The following is a 19,010-nucleotide window of genomic DNA, read 5'->3' on the forward strand; positions in this document are numbered from 1 at the left end:
CGGTTTGTTTGCAAGATCGTTTGGAGGAACTACGCTGGGCGTGGACGGGCTTATCATCGACGTGGAAGTCGATGCGGCTGCCGGCCTGCCTGCTTTTGACATCGTCGGCCTGCCGGATACGGCCGTGCGCGAATCAAAGGAACGCGTGCGCCGGGCCATCCGCAATTCCGGCGTGCAGCTGCGTCAGGAAAACGTGACGATCAATCTGGCGCCGGCTTCCATCCGCAAGGACAGTCCGGGACTTGACCTGCCGATTGCCATGGGGCTCCTGGCTGCCTACGGGCTCATCCCGGCCGAGCGCCTGTCCACGAGCCTTTTTATGGCGGAGCTCTCGCTGGAGGGCGAGTGTCGCGGTGTCCACGGCGTGCTGCCGATGACCATCGCGGCACGCAATCAGGGCCTCCGCGCGGTCTTTGTCGCGGCGGAAAACGCCAACGAAGCCCTGCTGGTCGAAGGGATTGCGGTCTATGTGCTGCACACGCTGAAGGAAGCCGTCGATTTCTTCCTCGGGGAGCGGGAGCTTTCGCCGGCCGTGCCGGAGGAGGCAGAGGCAATGCAGCAGGGGCAGGAGGATTTTGCCGATGTGCAAGGGCAGTTCCAGGCGAAACGGGCACTTGAGATCGCGGCGGCCGGCGGGCACAATGTGCTGATGGTTGGAGTGCCGGGGTCCGGGAAGACCATGCTGGCCCGCCGCATGAGTTCCATCCTGCCGCGGCTCACGCGCGAGGAGGCGCTCGAGGTCACGAAAATCTACAGCATCGCCGGCCTCCTGCCGCCGGGCGGCGGCCTCATCACCGAGCGGCCCTTCCGCAGCCCGCACCATACGACCTCGATGGTCGCGATGATCGGCGGCGGCAGCGTGCCGCGTCCCGGTGAAGTCACGCTCTCGCATCATGGCGTCTTGTTCCTCGACGAGCTGCCGGAATTCTCGAAACGCACGCTTGAGGTACTCCGTCAGCCGCTCGAAGACAGGGCTGTGACCATTGCCAGGATCCATGCGACGCTGACTTTCCCGTCGAACATGATCCTCGTCTGTGCGATGAACCCGTGTCCCTGCGGCTATTACGGCGATGAGGCGGGCGGCCATGTCTGCGACTGCACGCCGACGGAAATCAAGCGCTACACCCGCAAGATTTCAGGCCCCCTGCTCGACCGCATCGACATCCACATCCGCGTGCCGCGCGTCCGCTACGAGGAGCTTTCCGCCACGCGACGGGCGGAATCCTCCGCCGCCATCCGTGCCCGCGTGGAAACGGCGCGCAGGCGTCAGCGCGAGCGCCTGGCGCCGTACCATCTCTTTCACAACGCGCAGATGAACCATGCCGTCATCCGCGAGACCTGCCCGCTCAAGCCGGACGTCCAGAGCCTGCTCGAGCTCGCCTTCCGCAAATTCGACCTCTCGGCGCGCTCGTACGACCGCATCATCAAGGTGGCCCGCACGATTGCAGACCTTGCCGGCACGGACGAAATCGCCCCGGAGCATCTGGCGGAAGCCATAAAGCTCCGGAGCGACACGGAGCTGGATCTCGGATGAGCGCAGCCATGGGATGGCAGCGCGACAGAATTACAGTCAGGGAAGGATTTTATCATTATGAAAACCGCTGATGTTTTCGTGAATATACCCGTCAAGAGCATCGCCAAAGCGTATACGTACCGCGTGCCAGCAGAGCTTGCCTACATCGGGCCCGGCTGGCGCGTTTTTGTGCCCTTCGGCGGACGCAGGGTTGAGGGCTTCGTGCTGCGCACGTCAGAACTCGCCAGAGAGCCGGAACGGCCGCTCAAGGATATCGTATCTGCTGTCGATGAAGAATGCTGGTTCACGCCGCAGATGATCGAGATTGCCCGCTGGCTCGCGGGGTTCTACCTCTGCTCACTGGCCGAGATCATGCGCCTCTTCATGCCGGGAAAGAGCGGCCTGCGCATCACGGCCGTCTACGACGCCGTGGAGGAGGCTGAAGGCCATGTGATGCTCTCGATGCCAGCCTGCCGCGCTATCTACGACTACCTGCTGCGCGAAGGGCCGAAGAAAAAGGGGACCATCGCCAAGGCCCTGCCGGACTGGCAGGCTGACATCGAAGACTGGCTTGCGAAAATGCTGCGCTACCACCTGATCCGCAAGGAATACGAGGCCACGAAGCGCGATGTGGCACAGTACGAGAAGATCGTCTGCCTCAAGACGGAGGTGACTCCGGAGCTTCTCGCATCCTACGAGCGCCGCAGGGCCCAGTGCCACCTGCTGACCGTTCTGCAGGATGAGGGTGAGCAGACGATGCAGGCGCTGAAGGAAAAGAAGATTTCCGCGCAGACGGTCAAGCATCTTGAAGAAGCCGGGCTCGTCAAGGTCTGCAAGCGCCGCGTACTGCGCGACAGCTATCGCGACGCGAAGAGCAGGCGGCGCCATATCGAGCTCACGGACGATCAGGAACATGCTCTCCAGGCGATGATGCCCTTCCTCATGCAGCATCAGTATCACGGCTTCCTGCTCAAGGGCGTCACGGGCAGCGGCAAGACGCAGGTCTACATCGAGATGGCAAGGCGCGTGCGGGCGGCTGGCCGCACCGTCATCGTGCTCGTGCCGGAAATCGCCCTGACGGGACAGGTCGTCCTGGCATTCAAGGCGTATTTCCCCGATGATCTCGTCGTCATGCACAGCCGGCTGAGCCTCGCGGAGCGCAACGACGCCATCATCCGCGTGCGCCGCCAAGAGGCGGGCATCATCATCGGTGCGCGCTCGGCACTCTTTACGCCGGCCGATGACATCGGCCTCATCATCCTTGACGAGGAACAGGATATGAGCTACAAGCAGGATGAATCGCCGCGCTACCATGCGCGCGTGGTCGCAGAAAAGCTCGCCGGGCTCCACGATGCCATCCTGCTGCTCGGCAGCGCGACGCCTTCGATGGAATCGTATTACCGTGCCAGGACAGGGGAGCTCACGCTGCTCACCATGCCGAAGCGCATCGGCGATATGCCGCTGCCGGTCGTTCACTGCGTCGACATGCGGCAGGAGCTGCGCATGGGCAACCGCCACATCATATCGGGAGCGCTGCGCCAGCTCATCGAGCGCACGATTGCGCGCCATCAGCAGGTCATCATCATGCTGAACCGCCGTGGTTTCTCGACGTTCGTCATGTGCCGATCGTGCGGCGAAGTCATCCGCTGCCGTTACTGCGGCTTGCCGCTCGTCTACCACCGCAGCGGCAGGCTGCTCTGCCATCACTGCGATGTGCAGGAGCCCGTGCCCGACGTCTGCCCCAAATGCGGCAGCCGCTACATCAAGTATTTCGGCTCCGGCACGGAAAAGCTCGAGCAGGAGCTGCGCGAGCTCGTGCCATCGGCCCGCGTCATCCGCATGGACCGCGACACGACGACGACAAAATTCGCCCATCAGGATATACTCGCGAGCTTCCGCCGGCAGGAATACGACATTCTGCTCGGCACGCAGATGGTCGCCAAGGGCCACGACATTCCCAATGTCACGGCCGTCGGCGTCATCAGCGCGGATTCGAGCCTCAACATGCCGGATTTTCGCGCGGCCGAGCGCTGCTTCATGCTCATCACGCAGACGGCCGGACGGGCCGGACGCCACGGCCTACGCGGCGAAGTCGTCATCCAGACGTACAATCCCGACCATTACGCCGTCACCTGCGGCATCCGGCAGGACTACGAAGGCTTCTTCGCCAAGGAACTCACGCTGCGCAAGGAGCTTTTCTACCCGCCGTACAGCCGCCTCATCAAGCTGCTCTATCAGTCGGAGGATGAGGAGAAGGCCAGGCAGGAAGCCACAACGCTCATCCATCACTTCGAGCAGTTCTTTGCAGGTGTTTCCGAGCAGAAGATCATCGGGCCGTCGCCGGCGATGATTGCCTGCTTCCGCGGCGTCTACCGCTTCGTCGTGCTCATCAAGACGGGGAATCTTCCCGCCGCTCAGGCCTTCCTGCGTCAGGAGGGGCTGCATCTGCGCACCGATGTCGCCATCGACATCGACCCGCTGACGATGCTCTGAGACAGCCCGACATACTGGCGGCGGCCGCCTCGCAGCAAAAGCGGCAAACCCTCGGTTCTCATTTCCGGGGGTTTTGTGTTATAATGAGGGATGGATTCGCAAACAAGTTGATTTTGGATGGTGAAAACATGAAAGTTACGAAAGAAGATCTGGAAAACGTAGCAGTCCTTTCCCGCCTGTCCGTACCGGAAGGCAAGGCTGAGACGTACATCAAGCAGATGGACTCGATCCTGACGTATATGGACAATCTTTCTCAGGTCAATACGGATGACGTTAAGCCGACGACGTACGCGCTGCCGATGCAGAACGTGTTCCGCGAAGATGTCGTCAAGCCGTCGCTGCCGCGTGAGGCCGCACTCCAGAATGCGCCGCTGCAGGAAGACGGTTATTTCAAGGTGCCGAAGGTACTTGAGGACTGACGGGAGGAACGATTGTGAGATTATATGAGAAACCGGCGCATGTCCTCCACGACATGCTCGTCAATAAAGAAATCACCTCGGTGGAGCTGACGCAGGACGTCCTGCAGCGCATCGATGAGGTCGAAGGCGATGTCGAGGCCTACCTGACGATCACGCGTGAGGAAGCGCTGAAGCAGGCGGCAGCCGTCGACGAGAAGATTGCAAACGGGGAGGAGATCTCCTTCCTCGAAGGCATCCCGGGTGCCATCAAGGACAATATCTGCACGAAGGGCGTCAAGACGACGTGCGCCTCGAAAATCCTCGAGCATTTCGTGCCGCCTTATGATGCCACGGTCATGACGAAGATCAAGGCGGAGAACCCCGTCCTGCTCGGCAAGGTCAACATGGATGAATTTGCCATGGGCGGCTCGACGGAGAACTCCGCTTACCACGTGACGCATAACCCCTGGAACCTCGACTGCGTGCCGGGCGGCTCATCGGGCGGCAGTGCGGCGGCCGTCGCTGCCGGTACGGCCATCTGGGCCCTCGGCTCCGATACGGGCGGATCCATCCGCCAGCCGGCATCTTTCTGCGGCGTCGTCGGCATGAAACCGACATATGGCCGCGTCTCGCGCTACGGCCTCGTCGCCTACGCGTCCTCGCTCGATCAGATCGGACCGCTGACGCGCGATGTCACGGACTGCGCGCACCTGCTCAACATCATCGCCGGCCACGATGAAATGGATTCCACGTCGAGCACGGCAGACGTGCCGGACTACACGAAATCCCTCGTCGAAGACGTCAAGGGCCTCAAGATTGGCCTGCCGAAAGAGTATTTCGTCAAGGGCATGGACCCCGAGGTCGAGCAGGCCGTCCGCGCCGCCATCGAGAAATACAAGGAGCTCGGCGCGGAAGTCGTCGAGATTTCCCTGCCGCATACGGAATATGCGATTTCGACCTACTACCTCATCGCGCCGGCTGAAGCGGCCACGAACCTCGAACGCTATGACGGCGTCAGCTACGGTGAACGCGTCGACGGCGAGGATCTCGTCCAGATGATGACGAATACGCGCGATGAGAAATTCGGTGAGGAAGTCAAGCGCCGCATCATGATCGGCAACTACGCGCTTTCCGCCGGCTATTACGATGCGTATTACCTTAAGGCCCTCAAGGTCCGCACGCTCGTCCAGCAGGATTACATGGAAGCGTTCAAGAAAGTCGATGTCATCATGGCCCCGACCGCACCGACGCCGGCTTTCAAAATCGGCGAGATGATCGCTGACCCCCTGCAGATGTACCTGCAGGATGTCTGCACGGTTCCCTTGAACCTCGCCGGCCTGCCCGGCATCTCCATCCCGTGCGGCAAGAGCAGCAAGGGGCTGCCCATCGGCCTGCAGATCATCGGCAAAGCCCTCGACGAGGCCACGCTGATCCGTGCAGCCTATACGTATGAGCAGAGCCAGGACTACCACAAGGAAATGGCTGATCTGGGAGGGAACAACTGATGAAATACGAAGCAGTCATCGGTCTTGAGATCCACTGCGAGCTCAAGACGAAAACGAAGATTTTCTGCGGCTGCGCGACGGGCTTCGGCGCGGAGCAGAACACGCATGTCTGCCCGGTCTGCCTGGGCCTGCCGGGTGTGCTGCCGTCTGTCAACAAGCGCGTCGTCGAGTTCGGCATCAAGGCCGGTCTCGCCACGAACTGTACGATCAACAAATACAGCAAATTTGACCGCAAGAACTACTATTATCCGGATCTGCCGAAGAACTGGCAGACGTCGCAGTACGACCTGCCAATCGCTGAGCACGGCTGGGTCGACATCGATGTCGACGGTGAGAAGAAGCGCATCCGCCTGACGCGCATCCACATGGAAGAGGATGCCGGCAAGCTCGTGCACTCCGGCACGACAATCAAGGATTCCGCGACGAGCAACGTCGACTACAACCGCACGGGCGTGCCTCTCCTCGAGATTGTCTCGGAGCCGGATCTGCGCTCGGCGGAAGAGGCCCGCGCCTACATGGAGAAGATTAAGGCCATCATGGAGTACATCGATGTGTCGAACTGCCGCATGGAAGAAGGCAATCTGCGCGCCGACATCAACGTTTCCCTGCGTCCGGCCGGAACCGAGGAGCTCGGTACCCGTACGGAGATGAAGAACATCAATTCCTTCAAGAACCTCGAGGACGCCATCAACTATGAGATTGAGCGTCAGGAAGAGGTCCTTGAGGACGGCGGCCATGTCATCCAGGAGACGCGCACGTTCGACCCGGCCCGCGGCATCACGCTTTCCATGCGCAGCAAGGAAAATGCTCACGACTACCGCTACATGCCGGAGCCGGACCTGCCGCCCATCGTCACGAGCGAGGAAACCATCGAGAAGTACCGCAGCGAGCTGCCGGAGCTGCCGGATGCCCGCCGTGCCCGCCTCGAGAAGGAATTCGGCCTGTCTGATTACGATGCCGGCATCATCACGAGCTCGCGCGCCATGGCCGAGTACTTCGACGCCGTCGTGGCGACGGGGGCTGATCCGAAGCTCGCAGCCAACTGGATCATGGGCGACCTCGCCAAGAACCTCAACGAGGATGGCATCGACATCGCGAAATCTCCGGTCAGCGCGGAGCGCCTCGGCAAGATGATTGGCCTCATCATGAAGGATACGATCTCCGGCAAGATTGCCAAGAAGGTCTTCAAGGAGATGTGGACGAACGAGGACGACCCGGAGAAGATTGTCAAGGACAAGGGCCTCGTCCAGATCACGGACACGGGTGCCATCGAGGCAGCCGTCGACGCAGCCATCGCCGCAAACCCGAAGGCTGTCGAAGAGTACAAGGGCGGCAAGAAGAAAGCCATCGGCGCCCTCGTCGGCCAGGTCATGAAGGCCACGCGCGGCAAAGCCAACCCGCAGATGGTCAACAAGATGCTCGCCGAAAAGCTCGCTGACTAAAACAGGATAGACACAAGCAAAGCCTTCCCCTCTGGGGAAGGTTTTTGATAAACAGGAAGGTGAATCGCCATGAAATACAAAGCCGCTATCTTCGACCTCGACGGCACGCTCGTCGATACGCTCGAGGACCTGGCCATCAGTGTCAATGAAATGCTCACTTCGTACGGGTTCCCGACGCACCCGGTCGATGCATACCGCTACTATCTCGGCAACGGTTCGAAAAAACTCATCGAACGCACGCTGCCCAAGGAAAAAGCAGCCGATGAAGCCTTCGTGCTCGAGGCGATGAAGCGCTATCAGGCCATTTACGAGCATCATCGCGACCACACGGGGCCATTCCCCGGCATCCAGGCGATGCTCGACCGGCTCAAGGCACAGGGCATACCCCTTGGCGTCTGCACGAACAAGCATCAGCAGGCAGCTGACGAAATCATCGGCGGCATGTTCCCTGCCGGGACCTTCACGACCGTCATGGGCGACCGCCCGGGCCTGCCCATCAAGCCGGATCCGAAAAAAGTCCTCATGATGGCCAGGGAATATGGTGTGAACCCCGAAGAGGTCGCTTACTTCGGCGACACGAGCGTCGACATGGACACGGCTGTCAATGCCGGCTTCCTGCCCGTCGGCGTCCTCTGGGGCTTCCGCCCGGAGGCAGAGCTCCTCGAACACGGTGCCAGGGTCATCCTCGCCAGCCCAGAGGAACTCTTTGAGAAACTGACATTTGCAAAAGGATAAATATCATGAAACATAAAGTTCCCGTCGAAAAAGGAAAATCATATGAGATCGAGATCCGCACGCTCGGCACGAGCGGCGAAGGAGTAGGGCGTTACGAAGACTTCACGGTCTTCGTGCCGGGAGCCCTGCCTGGAGAGGCCGTGCAGGCCGTCATTGACGAGGTCAAGAAAACGTACGCCAAGGGACATCTCGTCAAGGTCCTGCGCGCGAGCCGCGACCGCGTCACGCCAGTCTGCTCCATCTATGAGCAGTGCGGCGGCTGCCAGCTCCAGCACCTCGACTACATGGCACAACTCAAGGCCAAGCGCCAGCAGGTCATCGACGCCGTCACGCGCATCGGCGGCCAGAAGGATCTCTTTGTCGAGCCGACCATCGGTGCCGAGAGCCCCTGGAATTACCGCAACAAGATGCAGTTCCCCATCGGCCGCGTCAAGGGCAGGACCGTCATCGGCTGCTTTGCCCAGGGCAGCCATGAGATCATCGATACGCGCGACTGCCATATCCAGAAGGAAGGCAACAACGAGATCGTCAACACCGTGCGTGACATCATCACGGAGCTGCGCATCCCCGTTTACGATGAAGATCGCCACACCGGCGTTCTGCGCCACGTCGTCGGGCGCGTCGGCGAAAAAGGGGAGCTCATGGTCGTGCTCGTCACCGCCACGAAGCAGCTGCCGCGCGAAAAGGAATTCGTCAAGGCTCTGCGCAGCCGCCTGCCGCACGTCGTCAGCATCCATCAGAACATCCAGACGTACCGCAACAACGTCATCATGGGACGCGAGACGAAACTTCTCTGGGGCAAGCCGACCATCCTCGACCGCATCGGCCGCCTGCAGTTCCACATTTCGCCGCGTTCCTTCTTCCAGGTCAACACGAAACAGGCCGAAGTCCTCTACGGCAAGGCTCTGGAATTCGCGAACCTCAAAGGCGAAGAAACCGTCATTGATGCCTACTGCGGTACCGGCACGATCACACTGTTCCTTGCCCAGAAAGCGCGCGAGGTCTACGGCATCGAGATCGTCAAGCCCGCCATCCTCGACGCACAGAAAAACGCCCGCGACAACAACGTCCGCAACGCCGAATTCATCGTCGGCGATGCCACCGAAGTCATGCCGCGCCTCTACAAGCAGGGCGTGCGCGCCGATGTCGTCGTCGTCGACCCGCCGCGTGCCGGCTGCACCGAGACGGTCCTCAAGACCTTCGCCAACATGCATCCCGACCGCATTGTCTACGTCTCCTGCAATCCCGCCAGCCTCGCCCGCGACCTCGCCATCCTCGAAAAACTCGGCTATAAAGCCAAAAAAGTCCAGCCCGTCGATATGTTTCCGATGACTTCGCACGTAGAAGTGGTCTCGTTGATCGAAAAGGTATCTGGACATGGAGAGCGGCACATTTGAATCGAGCGAATTTAGCGTGCAGGCTGCGGCGTCTTATGGCCGGGGCCCATTTTGCGCAGGGGCTGTTTTTCTGGCTTTGCCTGACGAATATGACGCAGTATGAAAAAGAGAAGAGCCTGCTGTTCGATTGAGTGCGGATAGAAAAAGCATCGCTTTGGCGGTGCTTTTTGTATCGCGGTCCTAATCGAGCAGGATTCTGCAGAGAGGCAGCGAATTTTAATCTTATAATAATAATAAATTCAAGTTCAAGGAATGAAGGAGTGATGAAGATGAAAGCGTCTTTCTGGTCTGCCATGCTGCTGGCAGCAGCGGTGGGTGTGTCGTCGGCATTTGTTTCCTGTCCGACCGCTTCGGCGAGTATCTCGACGGAGGTGGTGAAGACTGGGAATCAGGACTCGCAGTATCCTGTCGTTCACATCAAGGATAAGGCAGCGGTGGAAGCAGCGATAAATGCGGATATCCGCAGCCAGATCGAAGACATGAGGAACAGGCTTGACTATTCATACGATGAAGAAAAGGTATCGTATAAGCTGAAATATGAGGGAAAGGACTACGTTTCTCTCGTCCTTTGCCTCTGGACGTATAACCGTGGGGCGGCGCACGGGATGCCGTATTACCGCGGCGTCACGTACAGCAGGGTGAATGGTGCGCGCATGAGCATCCGTGATTTCGTGAGGATTGGCTCCGATGATGCCTGGCGGATCTACAATCAGACGGTATTCAGCGGCAGCGGGAAGGTGCTCACGAGGCAGCAGTTGTTCCGGGATTATGCCAGTCAGCCGCTCAGCGGCAATTTCTACCTCGCGGGACGCGGCCAGGTGGCACTCATCTACCAGCCGTATCAGCTGGCAGCATTTGCCTATGGCATGACGAGTATCATCTTGCCGGCCAGCCTGGTCGAGGAACTCAACGAGAAGAATCCGTGACAGGCAGGCTGTTCTGCCGCATGGAATGAAGGAACATGAGAAAGGATGCGTAAATTGGCTGAAGAAAAGAATCCATGGGAGGAAGTTGGGCGGCTCTGTGAAATCGTGGCAAAGCTGCGGGGGCCGGACGGGTGCCCCTGGGACCGGGTGCAGACGCATGAGAGCTTGAAGCCTGCCTGCATAGAGGAAGCGGCGGAGGTGATCGGCGGGATCGATATCTTGAAGGAGACGGGCAGGGCCGAGAATCTCAAGGAAGAACTCGGCGACCTCCTGCTGCAGGTGATTTTTCATGCGCAGCTGGCACAGGAAGAAGGATTCTTTTCACTGGCGGATGTTGCGGCTGCGGCGGCGGATAAGATGGTGCGCCGTCATCCGCATGTCTTCCACGAGCCGATGCTCGATGATGACGGCCAGCCGCTGACGGGGTGGCAGCAGATCAAGGCACAAGAAAAGAAGGGGCGCGAGTGGGAAGAAGCATATCTGCCGGTTGCCTTTGAGGAGGCCGCTGATCTGATTGAACAGGCAAAGAAGAGAAAGGGAATTTCATCATGATCCGTGACATTGTACGCGACACGTTTTTCCTGTCGCAGCCGTCCGTGGCAGCGGAGCGCAAGGATGTGCCGATTGCCGAAGACCTCATTGATACGCTCAAGGCCAATGCCGGCCGCTGCGTCGGTCTGGCGGCGAACATGATTGGCGAGCGCAAGTGCATCATCGCCATCTGCGTCGGCCATGCCTACCTGGCGATGCTGAATCCAGTGGTCGTCCGCCACGCGAAGGAGCAGTATGAGACGAGCGAAGGCTGCCTGTCTCTCGATGGAGAACGGCCAGTGAAACGCTATGCCTGGCTTGAGGTGGAGTACCGCGATCTGAAATTCAAGAAGCAGCGGCAGACATTTCGCGATTTTCCTGCCGAGATTGTCCAGCACGAACTGGACCACTGCGCAGGAATCCTGATTTGATGTGGAAGGGATCTCGATGTATTTCATCTGCTGACAGAACAACTGACAACTGGATACGGAATATAAAAATGGAGCCGTCCTTACTGGATAGCTCCATTTTTGCGAGGGAATCTTGTTTTATTTTTTCAGTTCCAGGATGGGGTCAAAGTAGGACAGCTTCGTGTAGTCCACGTTGCCGCCGTCGGTGATGGCCAGATCCGGGATGGCCGTGATGGGCAGGAACGAGAGATAAAAAATCGGGTCAGGGAGACGGCTGCCGATGGCTTTTGCTGCTTCGTCGAGTTCGTTTTCCTTGGCTGCCAGTTCCTCCGGCGAAAGGTCCGAGGCAATGCCGGCAATCGGCAGGGGCAGGAACGAGACGATCTTGCCGTCGATGACGACAATCTGTCCGCCGCCCTGCTCGATGAGCGTGTTGGCCGCCAGGGCCATGTCCTCGTAGTTGGCGCCGGCGACGACGAGGTTGTTGTCATCCGGTGCCGCCGTCGTGGCAATCGCGCCTTTCTGGAAGGACCAGCCGGAAATGAAGCCCTTGGACATATTGCCGTTCAAGCCATAGCGTTCGATGACCGATACGAGTGCCACATCCTTTTCGGCACTGGGGCGGACAATACCGCCGCGGACTTCGAGTTCGACATCGCGGCGCTTGCGCATGAAGGGGCCGATGCTGTTGATGGTCTCGACGACGGCCGTTCCTTCGTCGAGATCCACGTGATAGGCGAAATCATCCGCCGTCAGCGGTGCATGCTGCACGGTATGAAGCAGATTGTCCGCGCGATCCGGGATGACGTAGTGGAATTTGTTCTCGCCGTTCTCGGTGACCAGCATACCCTTGCTGACGACCGTTTCCACCTGGAAGGTGCCCGGCTGATCGACGAGCAGGATATCGGCATCCTTGCCCGGTGCGATCGAGCCGACATGATCGTCGATCTGGTAGGCTTCGGCAGCGTTGATCGTGGCCATCTGGATGGCTGTCATGGGCTCGACGCCGGCGGCAATGGCCAGATGCACCATGTGATCGATGTGGCCTTCCTTGAGGATGCCGCGGGCATTCACGTCATCGGAGCAGAAGCTCGTATGGCGGGCCATGCCAGGTGCGCCCTCGGTGATGGCGCGGACATTCTCCTTGAGGAATTTCGTGACGGCGGATTCCCGGATGATCGTATGAATACCCTTGCGGGCCTTTTCGAGGAACTCCTCGTGGTCGTAGCTCTCGTGATCGACGCGGACACCGCTCATGAGATATTCGTTGAGAGCCTTGCCGGTTGCCAGCGGGCTGCAGCCGAAAATGGGGCGATGGTATTTCTGTGCGAGCACCAGGGCTTCCATGGTGTCGGGGTCCTTCGTCTGGACGGCTTCGCGCACGAGCTCCCAGATGCCGTAGCAGCGCGGGTCCTGATGGTACTTGGCGTGATCCTTGGCCGTCACGTTATAGGCAATCGTCGAAACCGGGATCGTGTACGGCGTCTTGTACGGCAGCGCCCAGAACACCTTCAGTGGCGAGGCGTCGACCTCGTCGAAAATGGTCTTGAGGCCGTCGACGCCGATGACGGAGATGTATTCATCGAGGCCGCTGACGATGCTCGTCGTGCCGTGCGGGACGACGGCCTGGGCAAAGCGGGTCATGCTCATCTTGCTGCATTCCACATGGATGTGGCAGTCGATGAGTCCCGGCGCCAGATATTTTCCCGTCGCATCGATTTTCTGCGTATGTGCATCGATGTAGTCGGAAATATCGCTTTCTACGGCGACAATCTTTCCTTTGTAGATGGCTACGTCAGCCTTATAATATTCGCTCGTATTGACGTTGATCAGCGTGCCGCCAAGGATGGCCATGTCGGCTTTCCGCTTGGCCGCGCCGGCATCGATGTACTCGGATAACAGTTCTTTCGTAAGCATGTCGATTCTCCTTAGAATTTAAGCATGGTCAAGGTGTACAGCAGGACGAGGAAGAGCACGAACATCACCCAGATGAGGGGATTGAGCTCCTTGCGGCGTCCGGCAATCGTCATCAGGATGGGGTAGAACAGGAAGCCAAAAGCGATACCATAGGAGATGTTGAACGTCAGCGGCATGCCGATGATGACCATGAAGGCCGGGAACGCCACCTCAAACTGATCCCAATGGATCTCGCGCAGGGAAGACGTCATGAGCACGCCGACGATGATCAGGGCCGGAGCCGTGACCTGAGCCGTGACGACGGCCAGGAGCGGGGAGAAGATCATGCTGAAGGCGAAGAGGATGGCGACGACGATGGCCGTCAGTCCCGTGCGAGCGCCGACGGCAATGCCCGCCGAGGATTCGACGTAAGCTGCCGTAGGCGTCGTGCCCATGACGGCACCGCCAAGCATGGACAGGGAATCCGCCATGAGGGCGCGGCCGATGCGCGGCATCTTGCCGTTGCGCATGATGCCAGCCTGCTGGGCAAGACCGATGAGCGTGCCTGCCGTATCGAAGAATGCGACGAGGAAGAAGATGACGACGACGGCCCACATCTGCGGATCCGAAAGGATGGAGGTCATGTTGCTGACGCCAACGCCAAACGTCGGATCAAGGCTCGGTGCCATGGAAATGATGCTTTCCGGTGGTGGGATGATCTGAGTGATGAGGCCCATGATGGCCGTCAGGACGATGCCATAAAAGATGGCACCGGGAACCTTCTTTGCCATGAGGATGGCCGTGACGAACAAGCCGAAGATGGTGAGCCAGGTCGTCGGCACCTTGAACGAACCGATGGCGACCAAGGAGGACGGATCGGCTATGACGATGCCGCCGCCCTGCAGGCCGACGAAGGAGATGAAGATGCCGATACCGGCGGCCATCGCGTACTTCAGGTCCTGCGGGATGGCGTCGATGATGATCTCGCGGATCTTGAACAGGGAAACCAGCGTGAACAGGATGGACGCGACGAAGACGCCGCCCATGGCCTGCTGCCAGGGAATGCCCATGGCCAGCACGACCGAATACGTGAAGAACGCGTTATCGCCGAGGCCCGGTGCGATGGCGATGGGGTAATTCGCGAGGAAGCCCATGAGCAGGCAGCCCATGATGGCCGACAGGGCCGTGGCCGTGAAGACGGCGCCGGCATCCATGCCGGCATCGCCGAGGATGATCGGATTGACAAAGAGAATGTAGGCCATGGAGACAAAGGTCGTCAGACCGGCCAGGCATTCGCGCTTTACCGTGGTGTTGTTTTCCGACAGGTGAAAGAGTCTCTCCAGGACTCCGGTGGATTGGTTAGACATGAAAATAGATACCTCTTGTTTCGTTATGCGTTAAATGGGTTACGGGCGTTTCCTTAGTGAGTCCGCGCATATGCTTCGAGCTCGGCAATATAGATGGCCTTCTGCTCATCGCTGATCCAGGACGTTTCGAACGAGTTGCGGGCCAGCGTCACGACCTGTTCCTTCGTCAGATTGAAGGCGTCGGCCAGTGCGTAGTAGTTGTCGCTGATGTAGCCGCCAAAGTAGGCCGGGTCGTCGGAATGAGCCGAGACCTTGACGCCCTTGGACAAGAGTTCAAGCACTTCCGGTCCCTTCATCTCCGGGCGCACGAACGTGTTGGACAGCGGGCAGGTCGTGAAGCCGATGTGATGCTTGGCCGCATACGCAACAAGGTCCGGGTCCTCGACGATGTTGGTGCCATGGTCGATGCGCTCGACGCCGATGACTTCCAGCAGGTCACGGATGTGCTCGATGGAATCCTTCTGGTCGATGTCCGCATGTGCCGTGAGGTGCAGGCCGTATTGCTCCGCCTGCGTGAACTGGTTGAAGAATTTCATCGGCGGGTTGTTGTGCTCATCGGAATCCAGGCCGACGCCGATGAATTTGTCGCGGTAGGGCAGGGATTCTTCCAGCGTCTTGCGTGCCGACTCACGCGACAGGTCGCGCAGGAAGCACATGATCAGTCTGGCATCGACATGGAGTGCACGGGCGTCGACCGTCGCGCGGTAGAGGCCGTTGATGAACGTCTCAAAGGCGATGCCGCGGCTCGTATGGGCCTGAGGATCAAAGAAGATTTCCGCATGACGGACGTTGTTTTCTGCAGCGTGATGGAGATATTCCATAGCCAGGTCATAGAAATCCTCTTCTGTCTGCAGCACATTCATAGCCGGATAGTAGACGGCCAGGAACGATGCCAGATCGTCGTACTGATAGGAAGCGCGCACTTCCTCAATCGTCGTCTGGCCGATGTCCACATGATTCTTCTGAGCCAGTTTCAGCTTCAATTCCGGCTCCAGCGTGCCTTCGATGTGCAGATGCAGCTCTGCTTTCGGCATGCCTACGATAAACTCTTTCGTGACTTCTGTAGCCATGGATACCCCTCCTGTTAACGAAAAAAATAGACTGCCACACGCCATCAGCGTACAACAGCCACACAGTCCTCCAGTCCTCAGCGCCACTGAAGACCTTCTTATAGAATTGATTCTGTGTTCATTATACTCATATGGTTTTCATCTGTCAATCAGCAAAATTCTCAGCGCAGGAGACGTTTGTTCAATCTAAAATGACAGAATAGAAAATAGTATTATAACGAACGAAAAATTTGCTTAGCAGGATTTTTTATTACTTTATAGAAGAAATAAATCGTATATACATTATGCTTCAGAATGATCGTTATAGAGAAGGGGGTTTTGAATATGAGCGTAGAATTTTCTGGAAAGAAAGCGTGCATTGCGCCGGAGGGCGTGTTTATCATCGGGACGTATGACGAGAACGGCGTGCCGAATGCGATGAACGCGGTCTGGGGAACACAGTCGGACTATGATGAAATCACGTTGTTCCTGGCTAAGCATAAGACGACCGAGAACGTCAAGCATACCAAGGCTTTTACGGTCGCGTTTGCCACGAAGGATACGATGGAGATCGCCGACTATTTTGGCGTGGAGACAGGCAACAAGGTAAACAAGATCGAAAAGGCCAGCTGCCACGTCCATAAGAGCACGCATGTCAATGCACCGATCATCGAAGAGTTCCCGGTAACGCTCGAGTGCGAGTGCGTAAGCTACGACGATGAGACGGGAATTCTCGTCGGCAAGATCATCGCCCAGCAGGCGGATGAATCCGTACTCACGAACGGTGTGGTGGATTACGACAAGCTGCAGCCGATCCTGTTTGACATTGCCACGAGGACGTATCGCCTGGTAGGCCCCGTCGTCGGCAAAGCATTCCACGACGGCCTGAAGTTCAAATAATCGGATACGGTTGACTGCCGAGCCGCTTGGTTCCTTGGGGAGTGTTTTTCCAAGGTATCAAGCAGCTCTTTTATGATTAATGGTAATTACCATAAATAAAAATTATTTATTATAAAAAAGAAAATATTTTACATCGCTTCAAATTCATGTCATAATATACATAAATAATAAACAGATATATTAATAAATATAATAAATAAAAGGGAGCGATACGTATGATGGAGCTTTGGTACAATCATGTAAAGAGTTATACGCAGGATATCTTGGAAGAAAATGCTGACAATCTCAAACGATTTGAAGTTCGTCCCGGCATCTATTCCAATATCAACCCGGATGGCCTGCTTGACGTAAACGCTGCCGATTTCGATATTTCGGGACACGCCGTTTCCAAATAATGCAATCGTCTGTTTGGATGACGGTAAACGGAATACTAAGTATGGAAACATAAAATACCGCATCTCTTGTGACTGTAGTTCATAGAGATGCGGTATTTTTTGCTGTATCTTATGCCTGTGGTTTATAGCCGAGCACGATGGGGGTGGAGCGGAAGCCGACGCCCATGCGATCGATGCCCATATCGATGAGGTGCAGGAAGTGTTCGCGTGTGCGGATGCAGCCGCTGCCCTTCACTTTGATGCGGTCGCCGCAGGTATCGAGCATGACCTGGATGATTTCCGGCGTGGCGCCGTGATTTTCGTGACCGGTCAGGAAGCCCGTGCTCGTCTTGACGAAATCGGCTTTGGCCGCAATGGCGCATTCGCAGGCCTGCCGGACTTCCGGTACCGTCAGGGCATCCGTCTCGAAGATGACCTTGACTTCTGTGCCGTACTGGTGGCAGATGCTGACGACGGCGGCGATATCAGCGGTCACATCATCCCAGCGGTGGCTGCGGATCCAGCCGAAGTTGGCGACGATGTCGAGTTCCTGGATGGGATAGGTGCAGCAGTATTCCTTTGCCTGCAGGACTTTTGATGTCGTGGTGCTGTCGCCAAAGGGGAAGTCGCAGACGACGCAGATGCCGGTCTCTGTACCAGCCGTGAGCTCCTGGGCAATCGGCAGCGAGGAGGGATTGATGCAGACGGTGGCACAACCGAAGTCGACGCCTTCTTTGATGTAGCGGCGGATGTCATCGTCGGTGAATTCCGGTTTGAGGACGGACTGGTCGATGTAGCGGGCAAGTTCTTTCTGGCTCATTTCGCAGGCTTTTTTTTTCGGGATGTTTCATGGTGAGATGCTCCTTTGCAGTTGATTGACAGTTAATCGGCTGATGGTATCTCCCGCTTGACGTCGGGGCAGGGATTCTTGGGAAGCGCTTCGTTGAGTCTTATGATACGCTGCTGATAGCCACTCAGCAAGCAATATGTTTGATATCTAACATAAAATCGCAAAGAAAGTGCCTTTAATGTTATATTACCAACAGAAATATGTTATTATAACAACAGAATAACAATAATCATGCATTTGTTTCTGGGAAAGGGGTTCTTGATATGAAGGCAGGAAAGGCGGCAGAGCGGCGTCAGCGCATTCTGTCGTATCTGGAACGCACGCCGGTTGGTTCGACGGCGGAGCTTTGTGAGAAGCTGCAGGTGTCTGCGATGACCATCCACCGCGATTTCCAGGTGATGGCGGCTCAGGGACTCATTACGATCGTGCGCGGCGGGGCGGTGCGCAATCACGGGACAGCGGCGCTTTACGGGCTGCAGGTGCGCCAGATGAGCATGCCGCTTGAGAAGCGCCGCATCGCCAGGACTTGTGCCGGGCTCGTGCAGGAAGGCATGACGGTGTATCTCGACTGCGGCTCGACGATGGAGCTTATCGCGCGGGAACTGCGGTCGCGCAGGGGCATCACGGTGCTGACGGCTTCGCTGGATGGTGCGCAGATGCTCAGCGGGGCGGACGGGCCTTGCCTCATCATGGTGCCCGGCGTGTACCAGGCGGCAATACGGGGCTTTTCGGGGCAGATGACGACGGATTTCATGGAGCGCTTCCAGGTGGATCTTGCCTTTCTCGGGGCCAATGCTTTGGATATTTCCTGCGGCCTGACCTCACCGGATTATACGGATGCCGAGACGAAGCGCCGTCTCATTCGGCAGGCACGCAGAGTCGTTGTGGCAGCCGACCATACGAAGCTCGGCTGCCAGTGCTTTGAACGCATTGCGTGCTTGTCGGAACTCGATGTGCTCGTGACGGATACGGACGTGGCGCCGGAACTCCTCTCCTCACTGCGCCAGGAACTAAAAGAGGTCATCTGCTGCTGATTTCCTTCCCCAATCTGCCTGCTAGCGGTGTTAATGTAGAATTTATATAGACTTATATTACGCGGTTGATGCTTGTCAGAATGAAGTCACAGAAAGAGGAGAATATAATATACAGGAGGATATTATGATGAATATCGAAAAATTAAAAGGGTTCGTTGTAAAATGAAGTTGAACAGTTGATCAAAAATAA

17 protein-coding genes are annotated in these 19,010 nt (G+C 57.7%); 13 read left to right on the forward strand and 4 right to left on the reverse strand.

Going from position 1 to position 19,010, the window contains the following annotated elements; translation table 11 throughout:
• Window positions 1-4 precede the first annotated feature (4 nt).
• The 10 genes from DWX75_RS07750 (at window position 5) to DWX75_RS07795 (ending at window position 11,371) form a co-directional block, all read left to right on the forward strand.
• On the forward strand, window positions 5-1,534 hold the full coding sequence (locus tag DWX75_RS07750; protein ID WP_118015765.1) for a YifB family Mg chelatase-like AAA ATPase: 1,530 nt from the start codon (window positions 5-7) through the stop codon (window positions 1,532-1,534).
• A 57-nt stretch (window positions 1,535-1,591) separates the two neighbouring features.
• On the forward strand, window positions 1,592-4,006 hold the full coding sequence (gene priA / locus DWX75_RS07755; RefSeq protein WP_118015766.1) for a primosomal protein N': 2,415 nt from the start codon (window positions 1,592-1,594) through the stop codon (window positions 4,004-4,006).
• 128 nt (window positions 4,007-4,134) lie between these two features.
• Window positions 4,135-4,425 carry an Asp-tRNA(Asn)/Glu-tRNA(Gln) amidotransferase subunit GatC gene (gene gatC, locus DWX75_RS07760; protein WP_118015785.1) on the forward strand — a complete coding sequence of 97 codons (291 nt, stop codon included), beginning with the start codon at window positions 4,135-4,137 and terminating at the stop codon, window positions 4,423-4,425.
• A gap of 14 nt (window positions 4,426-4,439) precedes the next feature.
• Window positions 4,440-5,909 (forward strand): Asp-tRNA(Asn)/Glu-tRNA(Gln) amidotransferase subunit GatA, encoded by a 1,470-nt coding sequence (gene gatA / locus DWX75_RS07765; RefSeq protein WP_118015767.1) that lies wholly within the window; start codon window positions 4,440-4,442, stop codon window positions 5,907-5,909.
• Window positions 5,909-7,351 (forward strand): Asp-tRNA(Asn)/Glu-tRNA(Gln) amidotransferase subunit GatB, encoded by a 1,443-nt coding sequence (gatB, locus tag DWX75_RS07770; RefSeq protein ID WP_118015768.1) that lies wholly within the window; start codon window positions 5,909-5,911, stop codon window positions 7,349-7,351. The genes gatA and gatB overlap by 1 nt, the downstream gene beginning before the upstream one ends.
• Window positions 7,352-7,420: 69 nt before the next feature.
• Window positions 7,421-8,086, forward strand: coding sequence for an HAD family hydrolase (locus tag DWX75_RS07775; RefSeq protein ID WP_118015769.1), 666 nt, complete (start codon window positions 7,421-7,423; stop codon window positions 8,084-8,086).
• Between the two features lie 5 nt (window positions 8,087-8,091).
• Window positions 8,092-9,483: a 23S rRNA (uracil(1939)-C(5))-methyltransferase RlmD gene (gene rlmD / locus DWX75_RS07780; RefSeq protein WP_118015770.1), complete on the forward strand. Its 1,392-nt coding sequence runs from the start codon at window positions 8,092-8,094 to the stop codon at window positions 9,481-9,483.
• Window positions 9,484-9,752: 269 nt separating this feature from the next.
• Complete coding sequence (locus DWX75_RS07785) at window positions 9,753-10,409, forward strand: DUF3298 and DUF4163 domain-containing protein (protein WP_158558779.1); 657 nt, start codon at window positions 9,753-9,755, stop codon at window positions 10,407-10,409.
• Between the two features lie 54 nt (window positions 10,410-10,463).
• Complete coding sequence (locus DWX75_RS07790) at window positions 10,464-10,961, forward strand: MazG nucleotide pyrophosphohydrolase domain-containing protein (RefSeq protein ID WP_233519521.1); 498 nt, start codon at window positions 10,464-10,466, stop codon at window positions 10,959-10,961.
• On the forward strand, window positions 10,958-11,371 hold the full coding sequence (locus DWX75_RS07795) for a peptide deformylase (RefSeq protein ID WP_118015773.1): 414 nt from the start codon (window positions 10,958-10,960) through the stop codon (window positions 11,369-11,371). Before DWX75_RS07790 ends, DWX75_RS07795 begins: the two co-directional genes overlap by 4 nt.
• Before the next feature lie 117 nt (window positions 11,372-11,488).
• Here the strand turns inward: DWX75_RS07795 and DWX75_RS07800 are convergent, their stop codons facing one another.
• The 3 genes from DWX75_RS07800 to add are packed head-to-tail and all read right to left on the reverse strand — an operon-like array spanning window position 11,489 to window position 15,683.
• Window positions 11,489-13,267: an adenine deaminase C-terminal domain-containing protein gene (locus DWX75_RS07800; RefSeq protein ID WP_118015774.1), complete on the reverse strand. Its 1,779-nt coding sequence runs from the start codon at window positions 13,265-13,267 to the stop codon at window positions 11,489-11,491.
• 11 nt (window positions 13,268-13,278) lie between these two features.
• Entirely contained in the window at window positions 13,279-14,613 is a 1,335-nt protein-coding gene (locus tag DWX75_RS07805) for an NCS2 family permease (protein WP_118015775.1), read from the reverse strand.
• A gap of 53 nt (window positions 14,614-14,666) precedes the next feature.
• A complete protein-coding gene (gene add, locus DWX75_RS07810) occupies window positions 14,667-15,683 on the reverse strand; it encodes an adenosine deaminase (RefSeq protein ID WP_118015776.1) in 1,017 nt (338 codons plus the stop codon).
• Window positions 15,684-16,007: 324 nt separating this feature from the next.
• On the opposite strand from add, the gene DWX75_RS07815 reads away from it, so the two are divergent.
• Both DWX75_RS07815 and DWX75_RS07820 read left to right on the forward strand, forming a co-directional pair.
• Window positions 16,008-16,562 carry a flavin reductase family protein gene (locus tag DWX75_RS07815; protein ID WP_118015777.1) on the forward strand — a complete coding sequence of 185 codons (555 nt, stop codon included), beginning with the start codon at window positions 16,008-16,010 and terminating at the stop codon, window positions 16,560-16,562.
• Between the two features lie 215 nt (window positions 16,563-16,777).
• Window positions 16,778-16,957, forward strand: coding sequence for a hypothetical protein (locus DWX75_RS07820; RefSeq protein ID WP_118015778.1), 180 nt, complete (start codon window positions 16,778-16,780; stop codon window positions 16,955-16,957).
• A 109-nt stretch (window positions 16,958-17,066) separates the two neighbouring features.
• Here the strand turns inward: DWX75_RS07820 and deoC are convergent, their stop codons facing one another.
• A complete protein-coding gene (deoC, locus tag DWX75_RS07825) occupies window positions 17,067-17,756 on the reverse strand; it encodes a deoxyribose-phosphate aldolase (protein WP_118015779.1) in 690 nt (229 codons plus the stop codon).
• Between the two features lie 293 nt (window positions 17,757-18,049).
• On the opposite strand from deoC, the gene DWX75_RS07830 reads away from it, so the two are divergent.
• Complete coding sequence (locus DWX75_RS07830) at window positions 18,050-18,820, forward strand: DeoR/GlpR family DNA-binding transcription regulator (protein WP_118015780.1); 771 nt, start codon at window positions 18,050-18,052, stop codon at window positions 18,818-18,820.
• Window positions 18,821-19,010: the final 190 nt, after the last annotated feature.

The organism is Mitsuokella sp. AF21-1AC (assembly GCF_003458855.1).
Lineage (GTDB): Bacteria > Bacillota > Negativicutes > Selenomonadales > Selenomonadaceae > Mitsuokella.

Bases quoted from the DNA above. Each gene is read 5' to 3' on its own strand.
- priA (WP_118015766.1), top strand. From the start codon at position 1,592: ATGAAAACCGCTGATGTTTTCGTGAATATACCCGTCAAGAGCATCGCC.
- gatC (WP_118015785.1), top strand. From the start codon at position 4,135: ATGAAAGTTACGAAAGAAGATCTGGAAAACGTAGCAGTCCTTTCCCGC.
- gatB (WP_118015768.1), top strand. From the start codon at position 5,909: ATGAAATACGAAGCAGTCATCGGTCTTGAGATCCACTGCGAGCTCAAG.
- DWX75_RS07775 (WP_118015769.1), top strand. From the start codon at position 7,421: ATGAAATACAAAGCCGCTATCTTCGACCTCGACGGCACGCTCGTCGAT.
- rlmD (WP_118015770.1), top strand. From the start codon at position 8,092: ATGAAACATAAAGTTCCCGTCGAAAAAGGAAAATCATATGAGATCGAG.
- DWX75_RS07785 (WP_158558779.1), top strand. From the start codon at position 9,753: ATGAAAGCGTCTTTCTGGTCTGCCATGCTGCTGGCAGCAGCGGTGGGT.
- DWX75_RS07795 (WP_118015773.1), top strand. From the start codon at position 10,958: ATGATCCGTGACATTGTACGCGACACGTTTTTCCTGTCGCAGCCGTCC.
- DWX75_RS07800 (WP_118015774.1), bottom strand. From the start codon at position 13,267: ATGCTTACGAAAGAACTGTTATCCGAGTACATCGATGCCGGCGCGGCC.
- DWX75_RS07805 (WP_118015775.1), bottom strand. From the start codon at position 14,613: ATGTCTAACCAATCCACCGGAGTCCTGGAGAGACTCTTTCACCTGTCG.
- add (WP_118015776.1), bottom strand. From the start codon at position 15,683: ATGGCTACAGAAGTCACGAAAGAGTTTATCGTAGGCATGCCGAAAGCA.
- DWX75_RS07815 (WP_118015777.1), top strand. From the start codon at position 16,008: ATGAGCGTAGAATTTTCTGGAAAGAAAGCGTGCATTGCGCCGGAGGGC.
- DWX75_RS07820 (WP_118015778.1), top strand. From the start codon at position 16,778: ATGATGGAGCTTTGGTACAATCATGTAAAGAGTTATACGCAGGATATC.
- deoC (WP_118015779.1), bottom strand. From the start codon at position 17,756: ATGAGCCAGAAAGAACTTGCCCGCTACATCGACCAGTCCGTCCTCAAA.
- DWX75_RS07830 (WP_118015780.1), top strand. From the start codon at position 18,050: ATGAAGGCAGGAAAGGCGGCAGAGCGGCGTCAGCGCATTCTGTCGTAT.